Origin of the sequence: Microcoleus sp. Pol7_A1 (assembly GCF_036701085.1) — a bacterium.
Lineage (GTDB): Bacteria > Cyanobacteriota > Cyanobacteriia > Cyanobacteriales > Microcoleaceae > Microcoleus > Microcoleus asticus.
The window spans coordinates 89,746-115,750 of sequence record NZ_JAUBQD010000011.1 but is presented as its reverse complement, the minus strand read 5'-3'; the positions used below and the strand labels follow the sequence as shown (position 1 = coordinate 115,750).

Below are 26,005 nucleotides of genomic sequence, written 5' to 3'. Positions count from 1 at the left end.
AAAACTAAACGGTTTAGTTCTTATTCAAGACTAAACCGTTCAGTATAATAATGTCAAGACCCCAAGCAAGAATTACAAAGACAAGCGATGGCCAGGACAAAACCCAGCGAACCAGACAGCGCCGCAGCAAGTGACAAAACCGAGCAAATCCTGCAAGGTGCGATGCAAGAATTTTTAACCCACGGCTACGCGGGGACGAGTATGGACAAGGTAGCGAAGACGGGCGGAGTTTCCAAAGCCACGGTTTACAGCTATTTTGCAGATAAAGAAGGATTATTCGCGGCCTTGGTACAGCGGCTGGCGCAAAAAAAAGTCCATTTTACACTTCTGGATGAAGAACCGGCCGTAGCGCTACGATTCGTTGCCACCACTGTATTAGAGCAGGTGACGCAGGAACCTGAATTTCTCAATTTTGTGAGGTTAGTGATTGCGGAGTCAGGGCGTTTTCCCCAGTTAGCGCAGACTTTTGTGAAAAACTTAGCTAAACCGGGTATCGAGCGGCTTACTCAATATTTGGCATCGCATCCAGAGTTAAAATTGCCCGATCCGGAGGCAACGGCGCGGATTTTTATTGGATCGCTGGTATATTTCCAGTTAACGCAGCATATGATGCACGGCAAAGATATTATCCCAATGGAGTGCGATCGATTGATCGAGGGTCTGCTGCACTTGATTTTAGGCCCGCAGTCCAATTCCTAAGTGCGATCGACAGAATCTAGGAATTTTATTGGATAATTATTTAAATGCCATAAAGAGCGAGATCCCTTTATGGCTGCGATCGCAGGTTTTAGTCAGGTGTTTTTCCTAACCTTTCCCTCAATTCATCAGCCGATAACTGTGGCAGTTGTTCTACAAACAATGTCAATTCTGCCACAGGCAATGCCAATAAATTAGTAACGGCTGCAGGCAGAATATCGCCCAATTCAGGCGAGCGAATTTGCAACGCACTTTCAGCTAACAATTTAACCGCTGTTTCGCGCCCTGTTTCATCAACGGTCAGCATCGATATTGCCAGCAACAGCACCGTAAATTCCGCCGCCTGCAACTTGGATATTGGAGATAGAAAAACAGTCATTTTTGGACTTAATTCTCCAAATCGGACTTGCAGAAAGTTTTCTAAAATTAAGCGCTGTTGTTCTTGTCTGCCTCGTTCTAGTCCCTGTTCTAGTCCTTCTTCTCTAGCTTGTTGCTGTGCTGCTTGTATTTGTTGTTGAAAAAGTGGTGCAATGGCCATAATTAACTCCCGCTCTTCTGGCTCTAATTCTTGTGGCGCATCGGTTACTAAATTTGACTGTAACCGATACAGCAATTCTAGCGCGATCATCCGCAACGGATCGTCCGTTGCTAAAGCGCTCAATTGGGAAATAGCCCTTTGCTGCACTCCCCCTTTGCCCAAAATCCTCAACCACAGAGTTTCTGGAGTTTCGGGCAACTGGTGAATCGCCACAATTGCCGATCGCAAAGATTCCCCCAAAAAATAAATTCCCTGCATCCAATTCTCTGTATCGGGTACCGCATTAAAGCTATCTACCAATGCTTTCGATGCTGTCGGCATCAAAATCCACAGTTTGGGTAACTGAGCGTCATCATAGCGAGTATTTTCTCTCCTAAATTTTCGCTCCAATTCACCTCGCACGTCCAATAACTTGCCCAGACAGCTACAAATTTCGCTGACGTTTGCCGGATTGCGAAAGGGTTCAAAAATTGCTGTTGTGTTTGCCATCTTTCCCAACAATCCCAGGGTTTCTGAGTATTCAGGAATTGCGGTGCTGGGAGTGAAGTAAACATCGATTTCTCGGACTTCGGAAGTTACATCGCGGCCGATATTAACCGTTCCGATCGGCGAAAGCAATTCTTCCAGAAATTCTTTGGCAAAGCGATCGTGAATAAATCGCGTCATAGAAATTAGGATGAGTTTTATGAGTGAATCCTAGCATACCTACACGCTTTTGATTTAGGTGAGTAAGCCTAGGCGCATCTAAATTTTACAGTCAAGTTTGATGAAATTCTTGTGGGGTGAGATCTCGTAGGCTGCCCAAAAAATACAACGCAAGGTGCGGGACAGCTTATGGTAAGGTGCGCATTACGACCCTACAGAATTAATTGATGCGTCCAGGAATGTTTAGGTTAATTTTCACTTTCCACACTAAATAGATCTTTGAGCCGTTTCCTTACCCACTCTATAGGATTTTCATCGTCTTCCGCTGCATCTACCAATTCCATTTCTCGAAGTTGCTGTTGCCTCTCGCTTAGTTCTTCTTTGTGTTTCACTATCTCTTGAATAATTTGTTCAGATAAATCCGGCTGTTCTGTTAAAATTTTTTGGAATCCTTCTTTATTGATAGCAAACAAAATTGTTTCTTCCAAAGCTCTCACCGAAGCAGTTCTAGGGATTCCCAACATCAAAGAAAGTTCCCCCAAAAACTGACCCGTACCGAGGTTATTCAGATGTTTGTCAATAGCTTCCACAAAAACTTCGACTGAACCTGAAAGAATCATGTAAAAAGCATCTCCAGGGTCGTTTTCGCGAAATAAAAATTCTTGCGATCGCAGCCGTTGGCGGTATCCAACTTCAATCAATTGCCGCAATTCGAGATCCGTGAGATTTTCAAAGTATTCCACCTCTCGCAGCAAACAGCTAAGGGACGATTGCTTTTTCATTCCCTCTGCAATAATCGGCCTTTTTTGCTTGTTTTCAGAGGAAGTGTTCGTGATGTCAATTCCACTTTTTTTGTTGTTGAACATTGACAAAATAACTTCGGGATTTTGCAAATAAATTTCTCTGTCGTTGAACGGAAATTCTATTTTATGCTGGCGGAAATTGTACTCAATCGCAAAATTCAAAGAACTTTTAATTACTTCTCTGTCTGTCGGCCTGTCCGTCCAAACTAAAAGTTCAAATTTAAAACTATCATCGCCAAACTCGACAAACAATACTTTCGGATTCGGTTCGCAAACAACTCCCGCCTCCGCGTAAGCAATATTTAACAGAGTTTCTGTCACTAACAGCGGGTTACTATTCTCGGCTACTTCTACGGGAACTCGCAGACAGAGTAGCGAGTTTTCGTAACTCCAGTTAACAATTTTGTTGCTAATCATTTTGCTGTTGGGAACTATGACGCTGGAGTCGTCATTGGTTTGGATGATGGTCGATCGAATCGAGATTTTTTTGACGATTCCCATTAATCCTTCTAATTCCACAAAGTCTCCGACTTTCACAGGTCTGTCTAAAAGCAGCGTTAAGCCGCTGACGAAATTAGTTGTTAAATCCTGGATTCCAAAACCAATTCCCACTCCCAATCCCCCCGCAACTACTGCAAAAGAAGCGAGGTTGAAGCCTATACTTTGGATGGCGACTATCGCTCCAAAAGCTACTATTAAATACCCAATAATTACTGCGATCGCTTCCCGGTTTCCCTCGTCAATTCCCAGTCTAACTAGCAAGCGTTCCTTAAGAAAGCCAGTAAAAGAACGCGATATGATGAGGATAGCTATGAACAATACAATCAGTTCCACAAGTGACTGCAGCGATACAGGACTCTCACCTATTGTAAATAAAGTCGCTGTAAACATTTGGGAGATTTTTATCAATAATTCTTCGGGTATTGTAGTCACTTTAGTTCCAGTTAATAATAAGTTTATTAAAGGTTAAACCTTTAATAATAAAGACTAAAATCCTTATTTTCAAGTAAAAAAAACCAGAAAAAAAGTCTTTTTTACGAGATTTGTATTTTTTTTGAGTATCCGAACAAACTGATTTTTTACAGAGCAGATATGGGGTTATTCAGACTACGCCGTTATGCGTATTGGCAATTTCTCGGATATATGGTCTTCCCCTGCCTGCGGTTAGTGTGCCACTTTTTCGCCATAGCGGAATCATCTATTATTCATGCGAACCCTCTACTAGCTTTAGTCAACTTTAACTGTCTTGGATTTTATCATACTTTCCGCTGATTTTTGGTTTAAGTCCCGTTATAAACTTAAGCAGGGATTATTCAATGACTAATTTAAGTAGACAAGTCAAAGATTGCAGTATTACAATGAGTTTAACTGGTGGGAGAGAGATTGCTATCACTGTGCCAGTTGCGTCCGTCTTGTGTATATCTAAGAATGTCTAGCTGAAAATTTAACGGATTTAGCTAAAATTGAGAACGTTCCAAGAATACTTGGCATTCTACCGACATTGGGAAAAAATTAAAACTTAATGGCATTTGTCAATCAGTAAAATTACTTAAAACACTGTTTGTTTAGGAGTGGAAAATGCGCGATTTGGGGGTGGGTGGGCATAAATATGGCGTGAGGCATGATTCCTCGATCGCCCAAATCTAAGTTTTCTACCCCCAACCTGAGTAAATGCTGAGCATAATTGTTGATTGACAAATGCTTTCCTAGCTTAAGTTGTCACCAATGTTCTAGCGATAGGGTTGATTAGCAATACAATTGATGAACAATAGAACTGCTTGGCGATACATCCGAAGAATTAACGGAAATAATGTCGCAAGGGATACATATATCGCCGATTGAAAACCTAATGGTCGCCCTACTGAACGTTTTCTTCAGTACCCAAATAGGAGAAAACGAAAACCTTGCGATCGCGTAATTGGAAAGAAGTTCTAGAATTATAGCTGAAAAGCACGATTTAATATGAGCAAATTGCCGCCAGATAAAAACCAACCGCCACAGCAAGAGAGCACAACAGCACAGATATTGCCACAGGATCGCTTCGACGCTTTTTTTGCAGGTGCCAACGCCGGAATGTTGATTTTTGACCGCCAACTCCGGTATGTCCAAATTAACGAAGTTTTGGCCCAGATGAATGGCGTTTGTGTGGCAGACCATATTGGTAGGTCACTGCGTCAAGTGCTGCCAGAATTGGCTCCGACTGTGGAACCGATGCTGCAAGGTATTCTGGACACGGGCAAGCCCATTCTGGATTATGAATTAGTGGGTGAAACGCCGAAAGAACCAGGTATTATCCGCTACTGGCAAGCATCTTACTATCCTTTGTTGGATGAAAATGGCATCGTTTTTGGTCTTGGTGGGATTGTAATTGAAGTTACCGATCGCAAGCGGGCAGAACAAAAGCAAGCACGACTGACGGCAATTTTGGAAGCAACTTCCGACTTAGTAGGAGTTTCTGATGCGGCTGGGCATAGCGTCTATCTCAACAAAGCCGGACAGGAAATGCTGGGGATGTCCCCAGAGGAAGCACGATCTCCGTTTACGATAGATTCTGTATTAGCTCCCTCGGCAAAAGCAAAGTTCCACAACGAAATAATTCCCACCGCCTTGCGAGAGGGTAGGTGGGCTGGTGAAATCCTATTTTTGTCACGCGATGGGGAAGAAATTCCAGTCTCCCAGGTTTTGATCGTCCACAAAACCGAAGCGGGTGAAGTCGAGTTTATTTCGACTATTGTGCGAGATATTAGCGATCGCAAAAAAGCAGAAGAAGAACGGCAATTGCTTGCTACAACGATCGAGACCAGCCGTGACTTTATTGGCGTTGCCTCAATGGAGGGTCGTCCAATATTATTGAATCAGGCTGGTCTGGATTTAGTTGGACTGAGTAGTTTGGACGAAGCTAGAACCAAACACATTACCGACTTCTTCATGCCAGAAGATCTGAACTTCGTGCAGCAGCGCGTTCTGCCTACTCTAATGCAAGAGGGGGGTTGGCGGAGCGATTATCGCTTCAGACATTTCGTAACAGGTCAACCCATCCTGTTAGATTACACTCTATTTCTGGTCAAACACCCGCAGACTAACGAACCCATAGGGATTGCCACTGTATCGCGGGATATTCGCGATCGCAAAAAAACCGAAGAAGCTCTCAAACAAAGTGAAGAACGATTTCGTTCTTTGATGGAAGCCAGTGCTCAAATTATTTGGAACTGCAATGCCGACGGCGAAATGGCGATCGAGCAACCTACTTGGAGTGCATTTACAGGACAGACATTTGATGATTACAAGGGAGGGGGTGGGATCAACGCTATCCATCCAGACGATCGCTCGTCTATGTTCACTGCCTGGTCAACTGCTGTTGCTAATCGCTCGTTCTATGAAGTTGAATTCCGTATGCGCCGCCATGACGGGGAATACCGCTACATGAGTTGTCGTGGAGTGCCTATCTTAGAAGCTGATGGCACGATTCGCGAATGGGTGGGAGCAAATACGGATATAACAGAGCGCAAACAAGCTGAAGAAGCTCTGCGCGAACAGCAAGCTGCGCTGCGCGATCGCAACTTCTTACTGAACTCTATTTTGGAAAGTACGCCAGACATCATTGTTGTTAAAGATCTAGAAGGGCGTTATGTTGCCATTAACTCCAATGTGGCAAACTTTTTGGGCAAGTCAATTGAGGAAATCATCGGCAAAGATGATTTAGAATTAATGTCTGCTGACAGTGCTCGTGAACTTATGGCAAAAGATCGCCAAGTCATGGCAGCAGGAATCACTGAGACTTTCGAGGATGAAATCTCTGCTGATGATGAAACCCCTACAACCTTTTTAACGACAAAAGCTCCTTGGCGGGATGCTAATGGCAATATTCTGGGCATCATCGCCACAAGCCGAGATATTAGCGATCGCAAACAAGTCGAAGCGGATCTGCGCGATCGCAATGCACTTTTAAACTCTATTTTGGAAAGTACGCCCGACTTTATTATGGTTAAAGATCGGGAAGGGCGTCATGTTGCCCTTAACTCTAATCTGGCAAACTTCTTTGGCAAGCCAATTGAAGAAATCATCGGCAAAGACGATTTGGAACTACTGCCGCCTGATATTGCCCGTGAAATTATGGCAAAAGATCGCCAAATTATGGCAGCAGGAATCACTGAGAGTTATGAGGAAGAAGTATCTAATCATGAAACCAGTGCGACCCTTTTGACTACCAAGGCTCCTTGGCGGGATGCTAATGGCAATATCTTGGGTATCGTCGCTACAACGCGAGATATTAGCGATCGCAAACAAGTCGAAGCGGATCTGCGCGATCGCAACGCACTGCTAAACTCTATTTTGGAAAATACACCCGACTTCATTCTCGTTAAAGACCGGGAAGGGCGTTATGTTGCCCTTAACTCCAATTTGGCAAACTTCTTTGGCTTGCCAATTAAAGAAGTCATCGGCAAAAATGATTTGGAAATACTGCCGCCTGACATGGGCCGTGAAGTTATGGCAAAAGATCGCCACATCATGGCAGCCGGAATCATTGACACTTACGAGGAAGATATCTCTTCTTATTCTGAAACTACTAGGACCTTTTTCACTACCAAGGCTCCTTGGCGGGACAATCAGGGCAATATTTTGGGCATCATCGGCATAACACGAGATATTAACGATCGCAAACAAGCTGAAGAAGCTCTGCGCGAACGCAACGATCTGCTGAACTCGATTCTGGAAAGTACGCCAGACATCATTGTGGTTAAAGACCGGGAAGGGCGTTATGTTGCCATGAACTCCAATTTGGCAAAATTCTTAGGCAAGCCAATTGAGGAAATCATCGGCAAAGATGATGGGGAATTACTGTCGCCTGAGAGTGCTCGTGAAATGATCGCAAAAGATCGCCACATCCTGGCAGCAGGAATCACTGAGATTTACGAGGAAGAAGTCTCTCAGGGTGAAACCACTAAGACGTTTTTGACGACAAAGGCTCCTTGGCGGGATGCTAATGGCAATATCCTCGGCATCATCGGCACTACACGAGATATTAGCGAGCGCAAAAAAGTCGAGCAAACACTCCGTCAAACCCTAGAAATACTGGACTTAGCTAGCGATAGTATCATTATTAGAAATATGGACGATCGCATCATCTACTGGAACCAAGGTGCAGAAAAGCTCTATGGTGTGACAAAAGCGGAAGTAGCCGGGGAGTACATTCACGAATTCTTAGAAACCATCTTCCCTAAACCATTAGAAACCTTATTGGCAGAGTTTTTCGAGCACGGAAGTTGGGAAGGAGAACTGCACCACACTACCCGTGACGATCGGCATATTATTGTCGCCAGTCGCTGGACATTACAACGCGACGCAGAAGGAAAGCCTTGTGCCCAACTCGAAATTAATACCGACATTACCGATCGCAAACAAGCGGAAGATGCTATAAAAAAAAGCGAAGAACGCTATCGTTCGCTAATCCTTGCTACGTCCCAAATGGTCTGGACAGGCGATGCTGAGGGGCGATGCCCGGATATGCCGGCTATGAGAGCTTACACCGGACAAACCGAAGCTGAGGTTGTTGGTTTTGGCTGGTTAGATGCAATGCACCCGGACGATCGCGAACGAACGGCTCAGGTCTGGATGGAAGCAGTGCAAACGAAAAGCCTGTATGACATAGAATATCGAATTCGCAGAGCAGATGGAAACTATCGCTATTTCCAAGGTAGAGGCGTACCCATTCTGGATGAAGATGGCAGCATCCGGGAGTGGGTTGGCACTTGCAGCGATATCCACGATCGCAAACAAGCGCAAGATGCTATAAAACAAAGCGAAGAACGCTATCGTTCGCTAACCCTTGCCATCTCCCAAATTGTCTGGACAACCGATCCTGAAGGAAGATGCCAGGATTCACCGAGTATGAGAGCTTACACCGGACAAACGGAAGCTGAGGTGGTTGGTTTTGGCTGGTTAGATGCAGTTCACCCGGACGATCGCGAACTAACAGTTCAGGTGTGGATGGAAGCAGTGCAAACGAGAAGCCTGTTTGACATACAGTATCGAATGTGCGGAGCGGATGGAAACTATCGTTATTTCCAAGCTAGAGGGGTGCCAATTCTGAATGAAGATGGCAGCATCCGGGAGTGGGTTGGCACTTGCAGCGATATCCACGATCGCAAACAAGCCGAAGATGCTATCAAACAAAGCGAAGAACGCTATCGTTCGCTAATAGTTGCCACATCCCAAATTGCTTGGACAGCAGATGTTGAAGGAAGATGCCCGGATCTACCGAGTTGGAGAGCTTACACCGGACAAACCGAAGCTGAGGTAATTGGTTTTGGCTGGTTAGATGCAATTCACCCGGACGATCGCGAACGAACGAATCAGGTGTGGATGGAAGCAGTGAAAACGAGAACCCTGTATGACATAGAATATCGAATCCGGGGAGCCGATGGAAACTATCGTTATTTTCAAGCTAGAGGGGTGCCAATTCTCGATGAAGATGGCAACATCCGGGAGTGGGTTGGCACTTGCACCGATATCCACGATCGCAAACAAGCCGAAGAGGCTATCAAACAAAGCGAAGAACGCTATCGATCGCTAATAGTTGCTACGTCCCAAATCGTCTGGGCAATGGATGCTGAAGGAAGAGGCACGGAGCTACAGAGTTGGAAAGCTTACACCGGGCAAACTGAAGCTGATGTGCTTGGTTTTGGCTGGTTAGATCCAATTTATCCGGACGATCGCGAACGAACGGTTCAGGTGTGGATGGAAGCAGTGCAAACGAAAACCCTGTTTGAGATAGAATATCGAATCCGGAGAGCGGATGGAAACTATCGTTATTTTCAAGTTAGAGGGGTACCCATTCTGAACGAAGATGGCAGCGTCCGGGAGTGGGTTGGCACTTGCACCGATATCCACGATCGCAAACAAACAGAATTCGTACAGGCAAAAGCCAGGGAAGCCGCAGAAGCAGCTAATCGGGCTAAAAGTGAATTCCTTGCCAACATGAGCCACGAATTGCGGACTCCGCTTAATGGCATCATGGGATACGCGCAGATTCTTCAGCGTTCCAAAGTCTTGAATGAAGAAGAGCGATCGCGCATTGATGTCATTTATCAGTGCGGTTCGCATTTACTGACGTTAATCAATGATATTCTCGATTTGTCGAAGATTGAAGCGCAGAAAGTCGAACTCATGCCCACGGATTTTCATTTCCCGGCGTTCCTGCAAGGTGTAGCAGAGATGTGTCGCATTCGAGCTGAACTTAAGGGAATTCACTTCCATTTTCCATCAAGCCCCGAACTCCCGATCGGTATTCGTGCAGATGAAAAACGCTTGCGACAAGTATTAATTAATCTTTTGAGCAACGCTATTAAATTTACGGATGAGGGCAGTGTCACTTTTATAGTCAGTTTTGCAACAGAAGGAAAAATTCGCTTTGAAATACGCGATACAGGTACCGGCATTGCACAAGATCAACTCCAAGCTATCTTTGAGCCCTTCGAGCAGGTAGGCGATCGCAGGCGGCAGACGGAAGGTACGGGATTGGGACTGGCAATTAGCAAAAAAATTGTAGAACTAATGGGCAGTACCATTCAGGTTCAAAGTGAGATGAATGTTGGCAGTATTTTCTGGTTTGATGTCGATCTGTCTCCAGCCGACGAATGGGTAAAAACGTCTCAAATCGACAATCGCGGGCAGATTATCGGCATCAAAGACCGCCAACCTAAGATTGTGGTTATCGATGACAAATGGGCTAACCGTTCGGTAATTAGCAATTTGCTCAGTCCGATCGGCTTTGAGGTGTCTGAAGCCAACGATGGGCAGGAAGGCTGGGAAAAAATTCTGGAGGTACAGCCAGATTTAATCGTTACCGACTTACTAATGCCCGAACTAGATGGCTTCGAGCTGATTAAGCGGGTTCGAGAATCGGAAAATTTCAAAGACATCATCATTATTGTTTCTTCTGCCAGCGTATTTGAAACCGATCAATACAGAAGTTTAGAGGCAGGAGGCAACACCTTTATTCCTAAACCTGTTCAAGCAACGGAACTCCTGCAAAAATTACAACAGTATCTTGATTTGGAATGGGTTTACGAAGGTAATGAAGATCCACTGGCGATCGCCTCAGACACCAATGAGCTAATTGCCCCGCCTGCTACAGAAATGGAAATGCTATACGAGCTGGCTCTGAAAGGAAATTTCCTAGAAATAGTTAAGCAGGCGTCATTACTTGAAGAAATAGACCCAAAATACATTCCCTTTGCTAAAATATTGCATCAAATGGCAAAAGACTTTCAAGACGAAGAGATTTTAACTTTTATTCAGTCCTACAAGTAAGGTTTATGAATTCAGCAATTCAACCAAAGAGTACGATTCTAATAGTTGATGACAATTCAGCTAATCTAGGTGTCTTATCTGATGCTTTAAGTCAGGCAGGATTTGAAGTTCGGGTCGCCAAATCTGGAAAAATGGCACTAGAGCGGGTCAAATATGCTCTACCAGATCTAATCTTACTAGATGTCATGATGCCCGAAATTGATGGATTTGAAACCTGTCGTCGATTACAGGCTAATCCAGAAACTAAACAGATTCCCATTATATTTATGACTGCTCTCTCGGATACGGCTAATAAAGTTGAGGGATTTCAGGTTGGGGCTGTAGATTATATTACCAAGCCCTTCCAACAGGAGGAAGTATTAGCTCGCGTTAAACTGCATTTAAAGCTTCATGTTCTTACAGACAAGTTAGAGGAAAAAAATACATTATTGGAGCAAAAAGTTGAAGAAGTCAGCCAAGCCTATGATGCTTTGCAAAAAATGCAAATTAAGTTAATCCAAAACGAGAAAATGTCGGGATTAGGGCAAATGGCGGCTGGGATTGCTCATGAAATCAATAACCCTATAAATTTCATCTCGGGGAATCTGGGTTATGCCCAAGAGTACGCTCATAACTTACTAAAAATTATACACCTCTATCAAGAAGATTATGTAAATCCCACCCCTCGGATTCAAGCAGCAATGGATGAAATAGAACTGGAATTTTTGGAGGAAGATTTTATAAAAGTTCTTAACTCAATCAACTTAGGAACGCAGCGCATCCAGGAGATTGTCAAGTCTATGCGAATTTTTTCTCGCCTGGATGAGGCAGAGGTGAAAGCAGTAAATATCCATGAAGGAATTGATAGTACACTCACCATCCTGCATCATCGTTTAAAAGCAAAACCAGACCATCCAGAGATTGAACTAATAAAAGAGTACGGTCAGCTTCCACCAGTAGAATGCCATGCCGGACAACTCAATCAAGTGTTCATGAATATTCTTTCCAATGCCATTGATGCTTTAGATGAATCGAATCAGCAGCGTTCCTTTGCAGAAATCAAACAAAACCCGAACCGCATTCAAATTTCTACAAAAATAATTGACGATAATTGGGTTGCTATTCATATTAGTGACAACGGTCGGGGAGTTTGCGAAACTTTACAAGCGAAACTATTTGACCCTTTTTTTACCACCAAACCTATCGGTAAAGGAACGGGGTTGGGGTTATCTATCAGTTACCAAATTATTGTTGAAAAGCATGGGGGCAGATTATACTGCCAGCCTATACCAGGAAAGGGAATAGAATTCGTCATTGAAATTCCAATTCGGCCACAAGCTAGTCAAGCTGCTTAGTTTCCCGGTGCAATGTCTCTTACGAACTTTGCTTAATTTCTCGCCTATAGCGCGGATGACAGGGATTACCCGTACAAACAAAGCCGGCAGGCATATTTTTAAAGACACTACTGCGAGCTCCAATTAAAGCGTTGGCACCGATTTCGACACCTGGGCCAATGAAGCAGTCGGCGGCAATCCAAACGCCGTTATTAATGAGAACAGATGCTGTTATTAAGCCAAAGGCTGGGTCTTGGGGGTCGTGAGTGCCGGTGCAGAGGTAACTTTTTTGAGAAATGACGCAGTGTTTGCCGATCGCAATTCGATCGAGACTGTACAATACAACATCATCTCCGATCCAACTGTAGTCGCCGATTTCAATTTTCCAAGGATAGGTAAAACGAGCCGTAGGGCGGATAATCACACCACAACCTATTTTCGCTCCAAATAACCGCAGCAAGCCGCTTCTGATGCCGTTAAAAGGGTGTGGAGTGAGGGAAAATGCGATCGCCTGCACGAACCACCAAACCAAAATTAGCCAACCAGGTCTTCCCCGATCGAAATTTGATTGGTTGTACAGCCGCAAATCAACCAAAGATTCCCCTGTTAAAGTATTTGGCTGATTGTCGCTAATTGGACGATCGTTTATTTCAGGATTTTGGGAATTTGCGATCGGCTTTTCCGGTTCTTGGTTCGGATTTGGTATATTATAAGTCATTGATAGTTAATTTAATGTTTAATTAAAAATCGAGTTTAACCTGAAGGACTGCTGCATGACATTTCCAGTTACGGACAATTTTGAATCTGAAAACGCCAAAGAGCTCGTACATTGCGAGAATACAAATCCCAGAATTGGCAAAGTGCGACTTTTACAAACAGCATTGGTACTGCTTAGCAGCTTTTTTGTCGCAGAGTTAATCGCCGCACTTAATTCTCATAGTTTGTCCCTATTAGCAGATGCGGGTCACGTTTTTTCAGATGTAGCAGCTTTAGCAATAACTTTGACAGCGACTTGGTACTCCTCAGTCAAACGCAAAAGTAAATCCGTAGATTGTACGATCGCACAATCGCCAATCCCTGAACGAGGAGAAATCATTGCTGCTTTAATTAATAGTATCAGTTTAGTAGCGATCGCCCTTTGGATTGCCGCAGAGTCGATCGACCGCTTGCAGTCCCCAACTCCCGAAGTAGAAGGGCTCCCGATGTTAATTACCGCCATAGTCGGTTTAAGCATCAACTCAATCAATGCTTGTTGCTTGCATTCCTGCTGTCACGGCGACTTAAATCTCAAAAGCGCCTTTCTGCACGCAGTTGCCGACATATTTTCCTCGGTTGGAGTAATTTTAGCTGCGATCGCCGTGGCGTGGCTGCACTGGAATTGGGCGGACGGCTTAATTAGCTTGCTAGTTTCGGCATCAATTATTTTATTAACTCTACCATTGCTAATCGAAAGCATCCAATTGCTGCTAGGAAAAGTATCAGCAATATCCGCAACTCAACAGCCTTGCGACTGCGAAAAAGTGAGCGCAGAAAAATTGCTTTTTCCATCCCTCGAAGAACTCATCAAATAACATCTCTTCATCTGCGTCTATCTGCCACCATCTGCGGTAAAAATCAAAATATTGTGAAGTGTTCGGGAGAACCAGCCCCTAATTATGATAAGATAAAGAGCGGTGTAATTGACAACTCCTCACAATAAAATAAAACCGCGCTCAAGCCTATCTGCCATTAATTCATACCCTGCTGAATTGCCTCAACGGTGAAGAAACCCAGATTTGACAGGCAACTCAGAACGGCTGGATTGGGTGGGGGTTTCTGCAAGTTTCAAGAAAGTAGCGGCACAGTTGGCAGAGACCGGAAAGGAAAAGCCAAGAACGAGCAGTAGAGGTGAGATTACAGGGCATTGTGATAAACTAAGAATTATAGTCCATATATAATATTTCCTATGACCAACGACCGCCTGGAATCCTTCCGAACAGCCTTCCAGAATCTTCAGTTACTTCCTTTGATCACCCCCGAGCAACTGAATAAATTTCATGTGGAATATGGTACTGAGATTTTAGAAGAATTGGAGCATTTGGTTGAAGATTGCTCACAGGACAATAACAAAATTATTTTTACGGGGCATCGTGGGTCAGGTAAATCAACATTGCTGGGTCAGTTTTGTCAGCACACGCAGAATCGCTACTTTGTCGTGTTCTTTTCCATCTCTGACCTGATTGAAATGTCAGATGTGAATCATGTCAATATTTTGTTTGCTATGGCAGTACAGCTTATGGAAGCAGCAGAAGAACGCCATATCAAAATCGGTTCTCAAACAAAAAAAGCTTTTTATAAGTGGTTTAGTAAGCATACTCGAACTGAGGGAAGTTCACTTGATTCTAGCATTGAGCTAGAAACAAGTGGAGAAGCTGGTGTAAATGCTTGGTTTGTGAAATTTTTTGCTAAGTTGAAAGCAACTTTGAAGGCAAACTCTGTGATTCGTGAGGAAATTACGACTGAGTTTGCGAGACGGATTTCAGATTTGGTCGATCGCATTAACGAGATCGCTAGTGTGATTGAAGCGGCGTGCGGACAAGAAATTATGGTCGTGATTGACGATCTTGATAAACTCGATTTAGAGATAGTAGATCGTGTTTATAGAAATAATATCAGTGCGTTATTTCAGCCTCAGTTTCGGATTATTTATACAATTCCAATGGCAGCGACACGAGATATGTCGTTGCGAGGAATTATTCATAATGCTACCAATAATAAGATTCAATCCATGTGGGCGACAAAGTTGTTTCCGCGTGGAGAAGATAGAGTTCCAAATGCTTCTCCTGTCCAAGAAGCTGTAAAAGTATTTGAACAAATTCTTTACAAGCGACTTCCCAAGCATTTGATTGAGCCGGAAGCAACTCAGATGATGATCGTCAAAAGTGGTGGGGCATTGCGGGAATTTATTCGTTTGGCTAGTCAGTCCTGTGGGTTATGTTTGAGGCAGTTACGTCGCACACCTGAGAAACAACATTTGATAATCACGTCTGAAATTTTAAAAGATGCTATTACCGAATATCGGATTAATTTAACAGAACCTCTTGGACAAAACCGTTATCAAGTTCTAGTGGATGTATACCAAAATTATTTACCAAACGATGGGATGGATCAGGATTTCTTAGATTTATTACATAACCTCTACATCCTAGAATATCGCAATGCTGATTTGTGGTTTGGAGTCCATCCAGTAGTTCAGGAAATATTGCAGAAACGTGGGTTAATCGGAGTGACAGGATAAATGCTCAACAGTGAGATCGCGGACGATCGATCGATCAATGAGGATAGTTACGATGGCCTTGTCTCTTTAATTGAAGCAAGTCAAGGTGTATTGTCATTGTTAATTGCCTCCTGTAAACCGGGAGATTTTCAAACCCAGATTATTAATCGTTACGAGGCAGAACTTGCTCCCCATATCCCTTGTTATCGCGCGGTTTTGAATCAAAAGGAACCTAGCCTGAGAGCGGCGTTGGAGCAACTTGTCAACGATCGCCCAGAGTTAAAAGCGCCCCAGGCATCAGCCGCAATTACTGTAACGGGAACGGAGGCTTTGATGGATAGTGTGTCACAAGCTGACTCTAACCATCAGTCGGAGTTAAGCCGTTTTTTCGGCTATTTGCAATGGACGCGGGAGGGGTTGCGGGAGTTTCCTTTTCCGATCGTACTTTGGATAACACCAAGTATTCTGAGTCGCTTGAGTCTGGAAGCGCCGGATTTTTGGAGTTGGCGGAGTGGCGTATTTCGATTTGTGTCGCCTGCGGTGCTAGAAACCGGTGTGGTTAACACCACTGGGGAAAGTTCTCTGCTGATTGAACCAGAGAGAAGACTGAGTTTACCCCTAGATGAACTGTTAGAACAGGTGGAAAATCTGGAGCAACAAGCTAGGGAAACTCCTGCATTAGCAACCGTATACAATCGAGTTGCTAATGCTTATGCAAATCGGGTAAAGACGCGCCAAGCACAGGATTATTCACAGGAGATCGAGCGGGCAATTCATTTCTTTGACAAGTCACTTGCCTTACAAGAAAAATTGAACTTACGGCAGGCGCAATCTGACACTTTGTTACAGTTAGGTGATATTTACCGTGACTTAGGATTGTGGGAACGGGTATTTGATCCCTATCAGCAGTCTTTAGAAATTGCTAGGAATTTGAAAGATCGCCTGCGAGAGGCGGCTGCTTTGGGGCGACTGGGGAATCTTTACCAACAATATCGTCAAGGCGATCGTGCGAATAACTTGGAAAGGGCGATCGCATATTTCACTGCTGCATTAACCGTCTACACCCGCGATGCCTTTCCCGAAGATTGGGCCCTGACGCAAAATAATCTGGCAATTGCCTACAGTAACAGAATCAGGGGAGAGAGGGCTGATAATATCGAACTGGCGATCGCATCTTTCACTGCTGCATTAACCGTCTACACCCGCGATGCCTTTCCCGAAAATTGGGCTATGACGCAAAATAATCTGGCAATTGCCTACAGTGACAGAATCAGGGGAGAGAAAGCTCAGAATATCGAACTGGCCATCGCATTTTACACTGGTGCATTATCCGTCCTCACCCGTGATGCTTTTCCCGAATATTGGGCCCTGACACAAAATAATCTGGGAGAAGCCTACCGTAACAGAATCAGGGGAGATAAAGCACAGAATATCGAACTGGCCATCGCATATTTCACTGCTGCATTATCCGTCCGCACCCGTGAGGCCTTTCCCGAAAAATGGGCCCTGACGCAAAATAATCTGGCAATTGCCTACAGTGACAGAATCAGGGGAGATAAAGCACAGAATATCGAAAATGCGATCGCATTTTACACTGGTGCATTATCCGTCCTCACCCGTGATGCTTTTCCCGAATATTGGGCTATGGCGCAAAATAATCTGGGAGAAGCCTACCGTAACAGAATTAGGGGAGATAAAGCAGAGAATATCGAACTGGCGATCGCATTTTACACTGCTGCATTAACCGTCCGCACCCGCGAAGCCTTTCCCGAAAAATGGGCCCAGACACAAAATAATCTGGCAACAGCCTACTTATACAGAATTAGGGGAGAAAAAGCAGAGAATATCGAACTGGCGATCGGATATTTCACTGCTGCATTAACCGTCCTCACCCGCGAAGCTTTTCCCGAAAAATGGGCTGCGACGCAAAATAATCTAGCAACAGCCTACCGTAACAGAATTAGGGGAGAAAAAGCAGAGAATATCGAACTGGCGATCGCATCTTTCACTGCTGCATTATCCGTCCGCACCCGCGAGGCCTTTCCCGAACAATGGGCTAGGACGCAAAATAATCTAGCAACAGCCTACAGTAACAGAATCAGGGGAGAGAAAGCAGAGAATATCGAACTGGCGATCGCATCTTACACTGCTGCATTATCCGTCCTCACCCGTGATGCTTTTCCCCAAGATTGGGCCCTGACGCAAAATAATCTGGGAGTTGCCTACTTTGACAGAATCAGGGGAGAGAAAGCAGAGAATATCGAACTGGCGATCGCATCTTACACTGCTGCATTAACCGTCCGCACCCGCGAGGCCTTTCCCGAAAAATGGGCTCTGACGCAAAATAATCTGGCAAATGCCTACTGTGAAAGAATTAGGGGAGACAAAGCAGAGAATATCGAACTGGCGATCGCATCTTACACTGCTGCATTATCCGTCCTCACCCGTGATGCTTTTCCCGAATATTGGGCTCAGACGCAAAATAATCTGGGAGAAGCCTACCGTAAGAGAATCAACGGATTCGGTTCTGTGAAAACATAAAAACTTTGTCAACCGTTACTGCTCTCAATGAGGCACAACAATGGCTGCGGAATCTGACCTCAGAGAAGCTGGAAGCCGTCTTACAAGACCTCAAACCCGAAATCGCTCAAACATTTGAGTAAGTGCCCCCAAAGGAACGAACTCACAATCAAGCTCCTCTGAATGGCCCACAGGATCGCAAGCCCTTTTCCTTTGCTGAACCTCATTACTGGGCTGGCTTTACTGCGATCGGTCTTTAGCAATCCTGACAACAATTGTCCTGTTTTTTCGTGCTGATGTAAATAAGTACCCCTGTTAATGGTACTCCTTGGTAAATGGCAAAGGATAGCCATTGGGATAAGGGCGATTGATTAAATGAGTAATTCTTATTTTGCCATAATTATTGTACTTCTTTTGTCCAGAAACCCGGCGGTTGAAACTCCGGCTGCACAAACTTTCGTCCACGCGGACTAACAGATATTCTCACGGCAATTTCACTTCTGTCTCCTGACTGATAACTACTGGCGGCGACAAAGGCGGCTGAGATTCGGCCACATTCAACTGACCGCCACAACAACGCAACTCGTAAAGTTTGGCATTAATTTGATACTCGTATTGGCTCAATAGCCTTGCATAAATATAGCCAGCTTTTCCATCCAAAAAGCCTAACTGAATGAAGTAAAATAAAATAAATCTGAGCATTGGTTTAAAAGGCAGCCACACCCAAACTTTTTTGAGAAATCGCTTCCGCTGTACGGCATCTCCAAATAAGTTAGCACCAATAGTGCCGCTGTCATCGCGCCCTTCAATAATATTGTAATAAACGCGAGCTTCCCAATTAGAATAGCGGTTGTGCCGTTCTATCCAGTGAAATAAATCGCGGTAATCTTCGTGGACCATGTCATTTTTTAAGTAGCCGACTTGACCGGATAAAATGACGTGTTCGTGAACTTCGTTGTCGCCAGTATTGGGGACGGATTCAGTGCCGAGATTTTCGTAACGGCCTTTTTGATGTTTGAACAAACGCAAATTCCAGTCGGGATATCGGCCGCCGTAACGCAGCCACTGACCTAAAAATAAGACTTTGCGGTTGAGGTAGTAGCCGTCAAAATTGGGGTCTTCGATCGCCAGCGCGATTTCGTCCCAAAGTTCCGGGGGAATGCGCTCGTCGCAATCGACAATTAATACCCATTCGTTGCGAAAGGGTAGATTGTCTAAAGACCAATTTTTCTTTTTCGGCCAGCGTTTGTCGAAGTAGAATTGCACTACTTTTGCGCCGCTACTGATGGCAATTTCTACCGTGCGATCGCTGCTTTGGGAATCAACCATGAAAACTTCATCCGCCCTGGCAATGCTGGCCAGACACGCAGGTAGATTAAGTTCTTCGTCTTTTGCCGGAATGAGAACTGAAACCGGAATCTTGGATGAACTAGATGTCATAATCGAGTGCTTGAACCTGAATGCGGTAGAGTTTTTGTGGATCGAGTGCGATCGGCACAGCCGCGCCGACGACTTGAGCAGCGAGGGATATTGCCTATAGCCTAATGCCTAGTGGTCGATTTCGGTGCAAAAATCAGGCCGCGGATGGCTGCGCTCAAATAACCGATTTGACCCCAGGCAAAAACGAAATTTTCAAAGCGCAGCGCCGGATCTCTAATATATTTAAAAGACTTCCAGACACCCCTCAAGATTCTTTCACCTCCTCGCCCAAGCTGAGCAATACCCGCTCGATCGGACAATTGTTCCCGATAACACTCGCTGATGCCTTGCCACCACCCGCGCTCTAGAAACCAAGCTTTGTTGAGCCGTTCTGCAGCGACATTGTGAAGCACCACGGCCTCGGGCAGATAAACTACTTGCCAACCTAACTCTAAAGCTAATTCTGTGGCCCGCAACTCTTCATTTGACAACAATTTTGTGCCGACTCTACCGAGTTTGACATCGAAGCCGCCAATTTTTTCGAGAAACGTGCGCCGGATTGAGTAGTTTACACCCCTGGGAGTCAAACCGGCAGCAGTCACGTCAACGCAACTTTCCCCCAAATCGTAAACTCCCAAGTTCTGGGCCAATCCCGGTGACAGCCATTCGGGCGGGGAGACTCCACAAGGCCAGATCAAGTTGACTTTGCCGCCTGCTACGGCTAGTTTTTGATTGCTTTGATAAGCCGCGTGCAGCACCCTGAGCCATTTAGGGTCAGCAACAGCGTCGTCGTCGAGATAAGCTAATATTTCGCTGCGAGCTTCTGAAGCGCCGGTGTTCCGGGCTACAGACAGACCGATTTCGGGTTCCCAGACGTACTTGAGGCGGCGATCGCCCAGTCTTGCTTCTACCACCTCGCGGGTGCGCGAAGTGGAACTTTCCGGACTCGCATAATCGCTAGAGGCGTTATCCACTACTACTACTTCAAAGTTGTCGGGAAAATCCTGTACCAGCAAGCTGTCGATCGCCCCACCTAAATAGGCGGCGCGATTGTGGGTGCAAATTATCGCTGATATCTGAGGATGATCTGGCATAAATAACAGCTTGGGAAATACGGGGGTTCTCGATCGACTTACTGTTAAATTGTCTCAACAATGCTATTATCGCTTAAAAAGCATTTGGTAGTTGGCAGTTTAAATCATAATTGGTAATTGGTAATTGGGAATTGGCAATTGGGAATTATGTTTAATCCTTTGTATGTGACCCCGCCCAAAGAACGGAGACAAGCCCGTGACATTAGTCGCCAGCAGCCCAAAAATTTTAACCAAACTTCAATCTCCCAAAATCATTTGTTGTGGAGTAAATCTAAAATCTAAAATCTAAAATCTAAAATCGACTGACTAATGACTAACTCACAACCCCCGGCATCCAGACAATTAATTTTAGTAACTGGGCCGGCCCGAAGTGGCAAAAGTGAATGGGCCGAAACTCTGGCTGCGGGTTCGGGAAAACAAGTAATCTATGTGGCTACCGGCCGGGTTGATGAAACTGATTTGGAGTGGGTTCGTCGCCTCGAACAGCACCAAAATCGCCGTCCAGTTGATTGGACAACTCTAGAAGTGCCGATCGAATTATCGACCGCTGTGCGATCGGCTCAATCGTCAGAATGCTTGTTGATTGATTCCCTGGGAACTTGGACGGCGAATCTTTTGGAACAAGAAGCGGCTGTTTGGGCTAATGCGCAGCACGAGTTGCTGGCTAGTTTGAAGTCGGCGGCGGCTGATGTGATTTTGGTAGGGGAAGAAACCGGATGGGGCGTTGTGCCTGCTTATCCGGCGGGGCGGCTGTTTCGCGATCGCCTCGGCACTCTCGTGCGCCAGATCGGGGCGATCGCCGATAATGTTTATCTCGTCACCGGAGGTTACGCCTTGGATCTGAGCGTTCTGGGTACGCCGCTGCCGCCTGCTGCGAAAAATTAACAGCCGGATTCGCCATTGACAAGCGAGAAAAAATCTCGGTTTCCCGACGGACAATTTTAAGTAAAAATCAGGTATAATTTTAACTGAGATTGAAAACTCAAGACTCAGATAAATGAGTCAAAAAACATACTCCCTCGGGCAACCCGCACAACAATTTGACACGAGGAATAGCAAAATTTTCAAATAATGTAAAATATAAAATGTCTCTTTAGAAAGAGTGCCAATTTCAAATTGAAAGTCTAAAATCACCAATTAGTTGACAGGTTGACTAAAAATTATGGCATCAGAGAGTGAAGTGAGAAAATATATTGCTTACTGGTTTCAGTTAGGCAAAAAAGTATTAGTTCGCAACGGTTCCGAAGTGCTGCTGCCCAAATCGGTAATTGCGGGCGATCGCTACAGCCAGGAATTTGAAGACTGCTGGCAAAAAATTATCTCCCCTGACAGCGGAGACTGTTACCTGCAAGGCACAAACGAAACAATTGCCCAACTGCTGACACCAGCTTGGGACATCAGCCCCTGCGCGCGCTGCGCGATGCCCGTAGTGTTCCAAAAAACCGGAATGCCCCCGGAGTTCTGTCCCTGTAACGACTTACCGAACTGGCCCGATACCGAACTGCCCCAACCTCGATCGCCAGTCAGCACAAAATCGCAACTCTCAGGAATTCGCGATCGACTCAAAAGATCCAGCGGGGAGTAAGTATATAAGAAGGAAGAAGGGTCTTCTTCCTTAAATTGTTACAATATATTTACAATGCTTCACACTAGGTCTGATTTATGAATGTCAAGACGGTATCGCCACCCTCCCCGCAAACTTATACAAATTCAGGGACTCAAGCTGTACTAAGCAATCTTAAAGATGCAAACACAATTCCCCTGCAAGCAGTACCAGTATCATTAGAGACGGAGGTCGTAACGGACGATCGGCTAAAATCAGCCAGAGACATAGCTTTCGAGTTAGCCGGAGATACTGTGCGCTACGATCCAGTGGCGATCGCAGCGCTGTACCGAAAGCGACCTCTACAAGTCTGGGGAAGGCTGTCGAGCGTTGTTTGGACATTTTTTAGCTTTGCCTTCAGTGTGTGGTTCGACGGCAAAACAGGTCGTACCGCCACCAACCAAAAGCGTCGCGCCGTCCGACTGCGAGAAATTCTGGCCCAACTCGGCCCAGCTTTCATCAAAATCGGACAAGCACTCTCAACACGGCCTGACTTAGTACCGCCAGTATATTTAGAAGAACTAACAACGCTGCAAGACCAATTGCCAGCATTTCCGAACGAAGTAGCATATCAATTCATCCAAGAAGAATTGGGCGCCCACCCCAAAGACATCTACGCAGAAATCACCCCCGATCCGATCGCCGCAGCTTCTCTCGGACAAGTCTACAAAGGCAAACTCAAAACCGGGGAAACAGTCGCAATCAAAGTGCAGCGACCAGATTTAGCCGAGAACATCGGCTTAGATATCTACATCCTGCGGCGCGTTGCAGTTTGGGCACAAAACAACTTCAAAATAATTCGCAGCGACCTCGCAAGCATTATGGACGAGTTGGGCGAGCGCATTTACGAAGAAATGGACTACACCCACGAAGGTCAAAATGCCGAACGGTTTGCCCAACTATACGGCCACATCAAAGACATTTATGTTCCCAGCATCTACTGGGAATATACCCGCCGCCGCGTCTTAACAATGGAGTGGATCACCGGCGTCAAACTGACTAATTTAGAAGCAGTTAAAGCTCAAGGAATCGACGCTCCTTACTTAATTGAAGTGGGGGTGCAGTGTTCTCTAAGACAACTGCTAGAACACGGTTTCTTTCACGCTGACCCGCATCCCGGCAATCTTTTGGCAACTCCTGACGGTCAGTTGGCTTATCTTGATTTCGGGATGATGAGCGAAGTTAAACCTTATCAGCGATACGGCTTGTTAGAAGCTGTGGTGCATTTGGTGAACCGCGACTTTGAAGGTTTAGCAAAAGATTACGTGAAGTTGGAGTTTTTAACGCCAGACACCGATTTAACCCCAATTATTCCAGCTTTGGCCAGCGTGTTTAACAATGCTTTGGGTGCTAGTGTTGCCGAACTAAATTTCAAAAGCATTACTGACGAGCTTTCGGCGGTGATGTACGAATATCCTTTCCGAGTTCCAGCTTACTATGCTTTGATTATTCGATCGCTCGTTACGTTAGAAGGGATTGCCATTAATGTCGATCCCGAATTCAAAGTGTTGAGCAAAGCTTATCCTTACGTAGCGAAACGGCTGTTGAGCGACCCGGCACCGGAATTGAGAGCATCCCTGCAAGACTTGCTGTTCAAACAAGGGGAATTCCGCTGGAACCGCTTAGAAAACTTGCTCAAAAATGCCCGCGAGAGCGAGGATTACGATGTCAGCAAAATCTTGAACCAAGCTTTAGAATATTTATTTTCCGAAAGAGGAGATTTCATTCGCGATCGTATTGTTCTGGAATTAGTCAAAAGTCTCGACACACTTTCCAGCAACGCCTTTGCTAACGCCAAAGCTGTAGTCGGCGAATGGTTTGGAGTCAAGGCAAATCAACCTGTGGTTTCACAAACTGAACAAAAAAACTTAGAGCACATCAAGCGGATTTGGGATATTTTGCAATCAACTCCCGGTTTTGACACGATGAAAGTATTGCAGCTACTTCCGCAGTTGTTGGTGAAACCGGAAGTGCAGAATATGGGCCAGAAAGTAGTCGGCGGTTTAGCTCAAAGAGCAGTTGCTAGGGTAATTCGCGAGTTTTTGCTTTCGCAGGAACCGGCAGCAATTCCCGAGAATGGAAGCTATGCTAAAACTTCGCCTCAGTTGTCTTTACCTGCTGCGAAGTAGTTTGATTGGGCGTTTTTTTGACCGCCGATATTAGCAGAAAAACACAGATGAACGCAGATGAAATTTCGTCTGCGTTCTTTTAATTAGGGCTTGCTGAATAAGCGATCGCAAATCAATAACAAGAGCGATCAATATATTCAACCAACGTTAAATATGAGTTTTTCCTGCTTCAACTTTAGTAAAGCATAAGTGTAGATTATGTTCGACCCAAAAACAGGCATTGTTTTCCCCGAACGGCATAAAAATACACAAAAAACCCGGCGCCACCAGGTAGAAAGGTTCATTACTAAAAAAGTAATCGCAATGGCTGTTTGCGAGGTATTGTCAAGTTTTGCCATGACCAAATTCAGACCGAATCTTCGTTTACCTTGCCCAAATTTGCCCTCAATTGCATTTCTAATCCTCTCATCAGATGCGGCTTGCTTCTTTTTTTCTTTACTCACATTTGCTCTTGGTCTTCCTAGAGGCTGCCCACTAATTCTAATGCCTCTTTCTTTGCACCAAGCTCGGTTTTCTCTTGTACGATAAATACGATCTGCATGAACTGATTCTGGATAGTATCCTGTGAAGCTATGATATGCTTCTACTTGTGCTTTTAAGTCCCCTGATTCGTTGAAATTATCCCAGCTCATCCGGTTTAAGAATACATACCCTTCAAAGCAACTGGCGGATAGTTTGGCTCCAAACTCTACATTTTTTCCGGCTTTTCCTCTGACTATTGGACGGATGTGGGGTTGGCTTAAACTTACTATTCTATCCGATATACTCTGTTTATTGTTGTCAAATAACCATTGCTGTTGGCGATAGACTTCTGTGAGGACTAGCAAAGTTTTATATTGCTTTTTCTTCAAACCTTCTAGGGTCGCACCTGAATCGATTAGCTGTTCAATATGAGCCAAGTTTCTTTTTATATATTGGAGTTGTTTTTTAATTGCCTGTCTTTTTTTGTTGCGGGATGGTCTTCTTTGTTTGGCTATTAATAAGTAATCTTTTCGGGCGAGATTACGGTAGGTTCTGGGTTTTTTCGGGATTTGGTCTTTGAGCGGTTTATAGAGGATATCTATAATTTTTTCGGTGTGAACTCTGGCTCCGTTTAATAGTCCTAAGTCGGTCGGATAACTAATGTCTGCCGGGGCGCAGGTCGCATCTACGATCAACTTTCCGCGATTGGGTGACTCATTTTTGGCGTCCGAATCCTTTTTTTTTTCGATCTTAACTGGGGTGGTGGAGCGCATTTTTTCGACCATTCGTTCGTTCACTTTATTAATTAGGTTGGGACTAATACGCCCGTCGAAAGTGAACTAATAGAGATGGGTCAAATGCGAGTTCATTACTATAAGCTAATTGACCGATAAAGTATTGCAAATAGGGGTTTTCCCGGATTTGTTCGACTGTTTCCCTATCGCTAATTCCCAGTTTTTCTTTGATGATTAATGCCCCCAACGCGATCCGAAAGGATTTGGCGGGTGCACCCACTTCTGTGGGGAAGTTTTTAGCATATTCTGCTTCAAATTCTGACCACGGGATAAGTTCGGCCATTTTTACCCAGCGGTTATCTGGTGACAAGCTTCCTCCGAAGGGCAGTTCAAACTCGGATGGGGGTTTTGGGGCAAGATCAACTTTTCGGTACACGATCGCAGGTGGTTATGCACGGGTTTTGACCTATTTTACCTGTT

General features: G+C 45.0%; 16 protein-coding genes. 10 read left to right on the top strand and 6 right to left on the bottom strand.

The genetic code is table 11. The features are described 5' to 3' along the window. Positions 1 to 87: 87 nt before the first annotated feature. Positions 88 to 699 carry a TetR/AcrR family transcriptional regulator gene (locus QUA20_RS09420; protein ID WP_333188035.1) on the top strand — a complete coding sequence of 204 codons (612 nt, stop codon included), beginning with the start codon at positions 88 to 90 and terminating at the stop codon, positions 697 to 699. Positions 700 to 787: 88 nt separating this feature from the next. On the opposite strand, the gene QUA20_RS09415 is transcribed toward QUA20_RS09420, so the two are convergent. Both QUA20_RS09415 and QUA20_RS09410 read right to left on the bottom strand, forming a co-directional pair. Continuing rightward, positions 788 to 1,900, bottom strand: a complete 1,113-nt coding sequence (locus QUA20_RS09415) for a flagellar assembly protein H (RefSeq protein WP_333188031.1) — start codon at positions 1,898 to 1,900, stop codon at positions 788 to 790. A 227-nt stretch (positions 1,901 to 2,127) separates the two neighbouring features. Beyond that, positions 2,128 to 3,615 (bottom strand): mechanosensitive ion channel domain-containing protein, encoded by a 1,488-nt coding sequence (locus tag QUA20_RS09410; RefSeq protein WP_333188029.1) that lies wholly within the window; start codon positions 3,613 to 3,615, stop codon positions 2,128 to 2,130. 1,029 nt (positions 3,616 to 4,644) lie between these two features. Here QUA20_RS09410 and QUA20_RS09405 point away from each other — a divergent pair. Both QUA20_RS09405 and QUA20_RS09400 read left to right on the top strand, forming a co-directional pair. Then, the gene (locus QUA20_RS09405) at positions 4,645 to 10,995 is read left to right on the top strand and encodes a PAS domain S-box protein (RefSeq protein WP_333188027.1); all 6,351 of its coding nucleotides are present in this window, start codon (positions 4,645 to 4,647) and stop codon (positions 10,993 to 10,995) included. A gap of 5 nt (positions 10,996 to 11,000) precedes the next feature. Further along, complete coding sequence (locus QUA20_RS09400) at positions 11,001 to 12,329, top strand: response regulator (RefSeq protein WP_333188025.1); 1,329 nt, start codon at positions 11,001 to 11,003, stop codon at positions 12,327 to 12,329. A gap of 19 nt (positions 12,330 to 12,348) precedes the next feature. On the opposite strand, the gene hpsU is transcribed toward QUA20_RS09400, so the two are convergent. After that, on the bottom strand, positions 12,349 to 13,026 hold the full coding sequence (hpsU, locus tag QUA20_RS09395) for a hormogonium polysaccharide biosynthesis acetyltransferase HpsU (RefSeq protein WP_333188024.1): 678 nt from the start codon (positions 13,024 to 13,026) through the stop codon (positions 12,349 to 12,351). Positions 13,027 to 13,081: 55 nt separating this feature from the next. Here hpsU and QUA20_RS09390 point away from each other — a divergent pair, with 55 nt between their 5' ends. The 3 genes from QUA20_RS09390 (at position 13,082) to QUA20_RS09380 (ending at position 18,105) form a co-directional block, all read left to right on the top strand. Further along, positions 13,082 to 13,879 carry a cation diffusion facilitator family transporter gene (locus QUA20_RS09390; RefSeq protein WP_333188021.1) on the top strand — a complete coding sequence of 266 codons (798 nt, stop codon included), beginning with the start codon at positions 13,082 to 13,084 and terminating at the stop codon, positions 13,877 to 13,879. A 374-nt stretch (positions 13,880 to 14,253) separates the two neighbouring features. Further along, complete coding sequence (locus QUA20_RS09385; protein ID WP_333188017.1) at positions 14,254 to 15,585, top strand: ATP-binding protein; 1,332 nt, start codon at positions 14,254 to 14,256, stop codon at positions 15,583 to 15,585. Further along, positions 15,586 to 18,105, top strand: a complete 2,520-nt coding sequence (locus QUA20_RS09380; protein WP_333188015.1) for a tetratricopeptide repeat protein — start codon at positions 15,586 to 15,588, stop codon at positions 18,103 to 18,105. 462 nt (positions 18,106 to 18,567) lie between these two features. Here the strand turns inward: QUA20_RS09380 and QUA20_RS09375 are convergent, their stop codons facing one another. Next, positions 18,568 to 19,485, bottom strand: a complete 918-nt coding sequence (locus QUA20_RS09375) for a glycosyltransferase family 2 protein (RefSeq protein ID WP_333188069.1) — start codon at positions 19,483 to 19,485, stop codon at positions 18,568 to 18,570. Here QUA20_RS09375 and QUA20_RS09370 point away from each other — a divergent pair. Next, positions 19,412 to 19,624 (top strand): hypothetical protein, encoded by a 213-nt coding sequence (locus tag QUA20_RS09370; protein WP_333188074.1) that lies wholly within the window; start codon positions 19,412 to 19,414, stop codon positions 19,622 to 19,624. The two genes, QUA20_RS09375 and QUA20_RS09370, sit on opposite strands and share 74 nt — an antisense overlap. A 1-nt stretch (position 19,625) precedes the next feature. Here QUA20_RS09370 and QUA20_RS09365 read toward each other — a convergent pair whose 3' ends face one another. Continuing rightward, positions 19,626 to 20,597, bottom strand: coding sequence for a glycosyltransferase (locus tag QUA20_RS09365; protein WP_333188012.1), 972 nt, complete (start codon positions 20,595 to 20,597; stop codon positions 19,626 to 19,628). A gap of 309 nt (positions 20,598 to 20,906) precedes the next feature. Here QUA20_RS09365 and cobU point away from each other — a divergent pair, with 309 nt between their 5' ends. From cobU to QUA20_RS09350, 3 genes are all read left to right on the top strand, one after another. Continuing rightward, the gene (gene cobU, locus QUA20_RS09360) at positions 20,907 to 21,482 is read left to right on the top strand and encodes a bifunctional adenosylcobinamide kinase/adenosylcobinamide-phosphate guanylyltransferase (protein WP_333188009.1); all 576 of its coding nucleotides are present in this window, start codon (positions 20,907 to 20,909) and stop codon (positions 21,480 to 21,482) included. A 277-nt stretch (positions 21,483 to 21,759) separates the two neighbouring features. Next, positions 21,760 to 22,182, top strand: coding sequence for a hypothetical protein (locus tag QUA20_RS09355; RefSeq protein ID WP_333188008.1), 423 nt, complete (start codon positions 21,760 to 21,762; stop codon positions 22,180 to 22,182). Between the two features lie 77 nt (positions 22,183 to 22,259). Beyond that, positions 22,260 to 24,329, top strand: a complete 2,070-nt coding sequence (locus QUA20_RS09350) for an AarF/ABC1/UbiB kinase family protein (protein ID WP_333188006.1) — start codon at positions 22,260 to 22,262, stop codon at positions 24,327 to 24,329. Positions 24,330 to 24,466: 137 nt separating this feature from the next. On the opposite strand, the gene QUA20_RS09345 is transcribed toward QUA20_RS09350, so the two are convergent. Then, a protein-coding gene (locus QUA20_RS09345) for an IS5 family transposase (protein WP_333188003.1) occupies positions 24,467 to 25,961 on the bottom strand; the annotation gives its coding sequence in 2 pieces (ribosomal slippage) (positions 24,467 to 25,615 and positions 25,617 to 25,961; 1,494 coding nt in all). Positions 25,962 to 26,005: the final 44 nt, after the last annotated feature.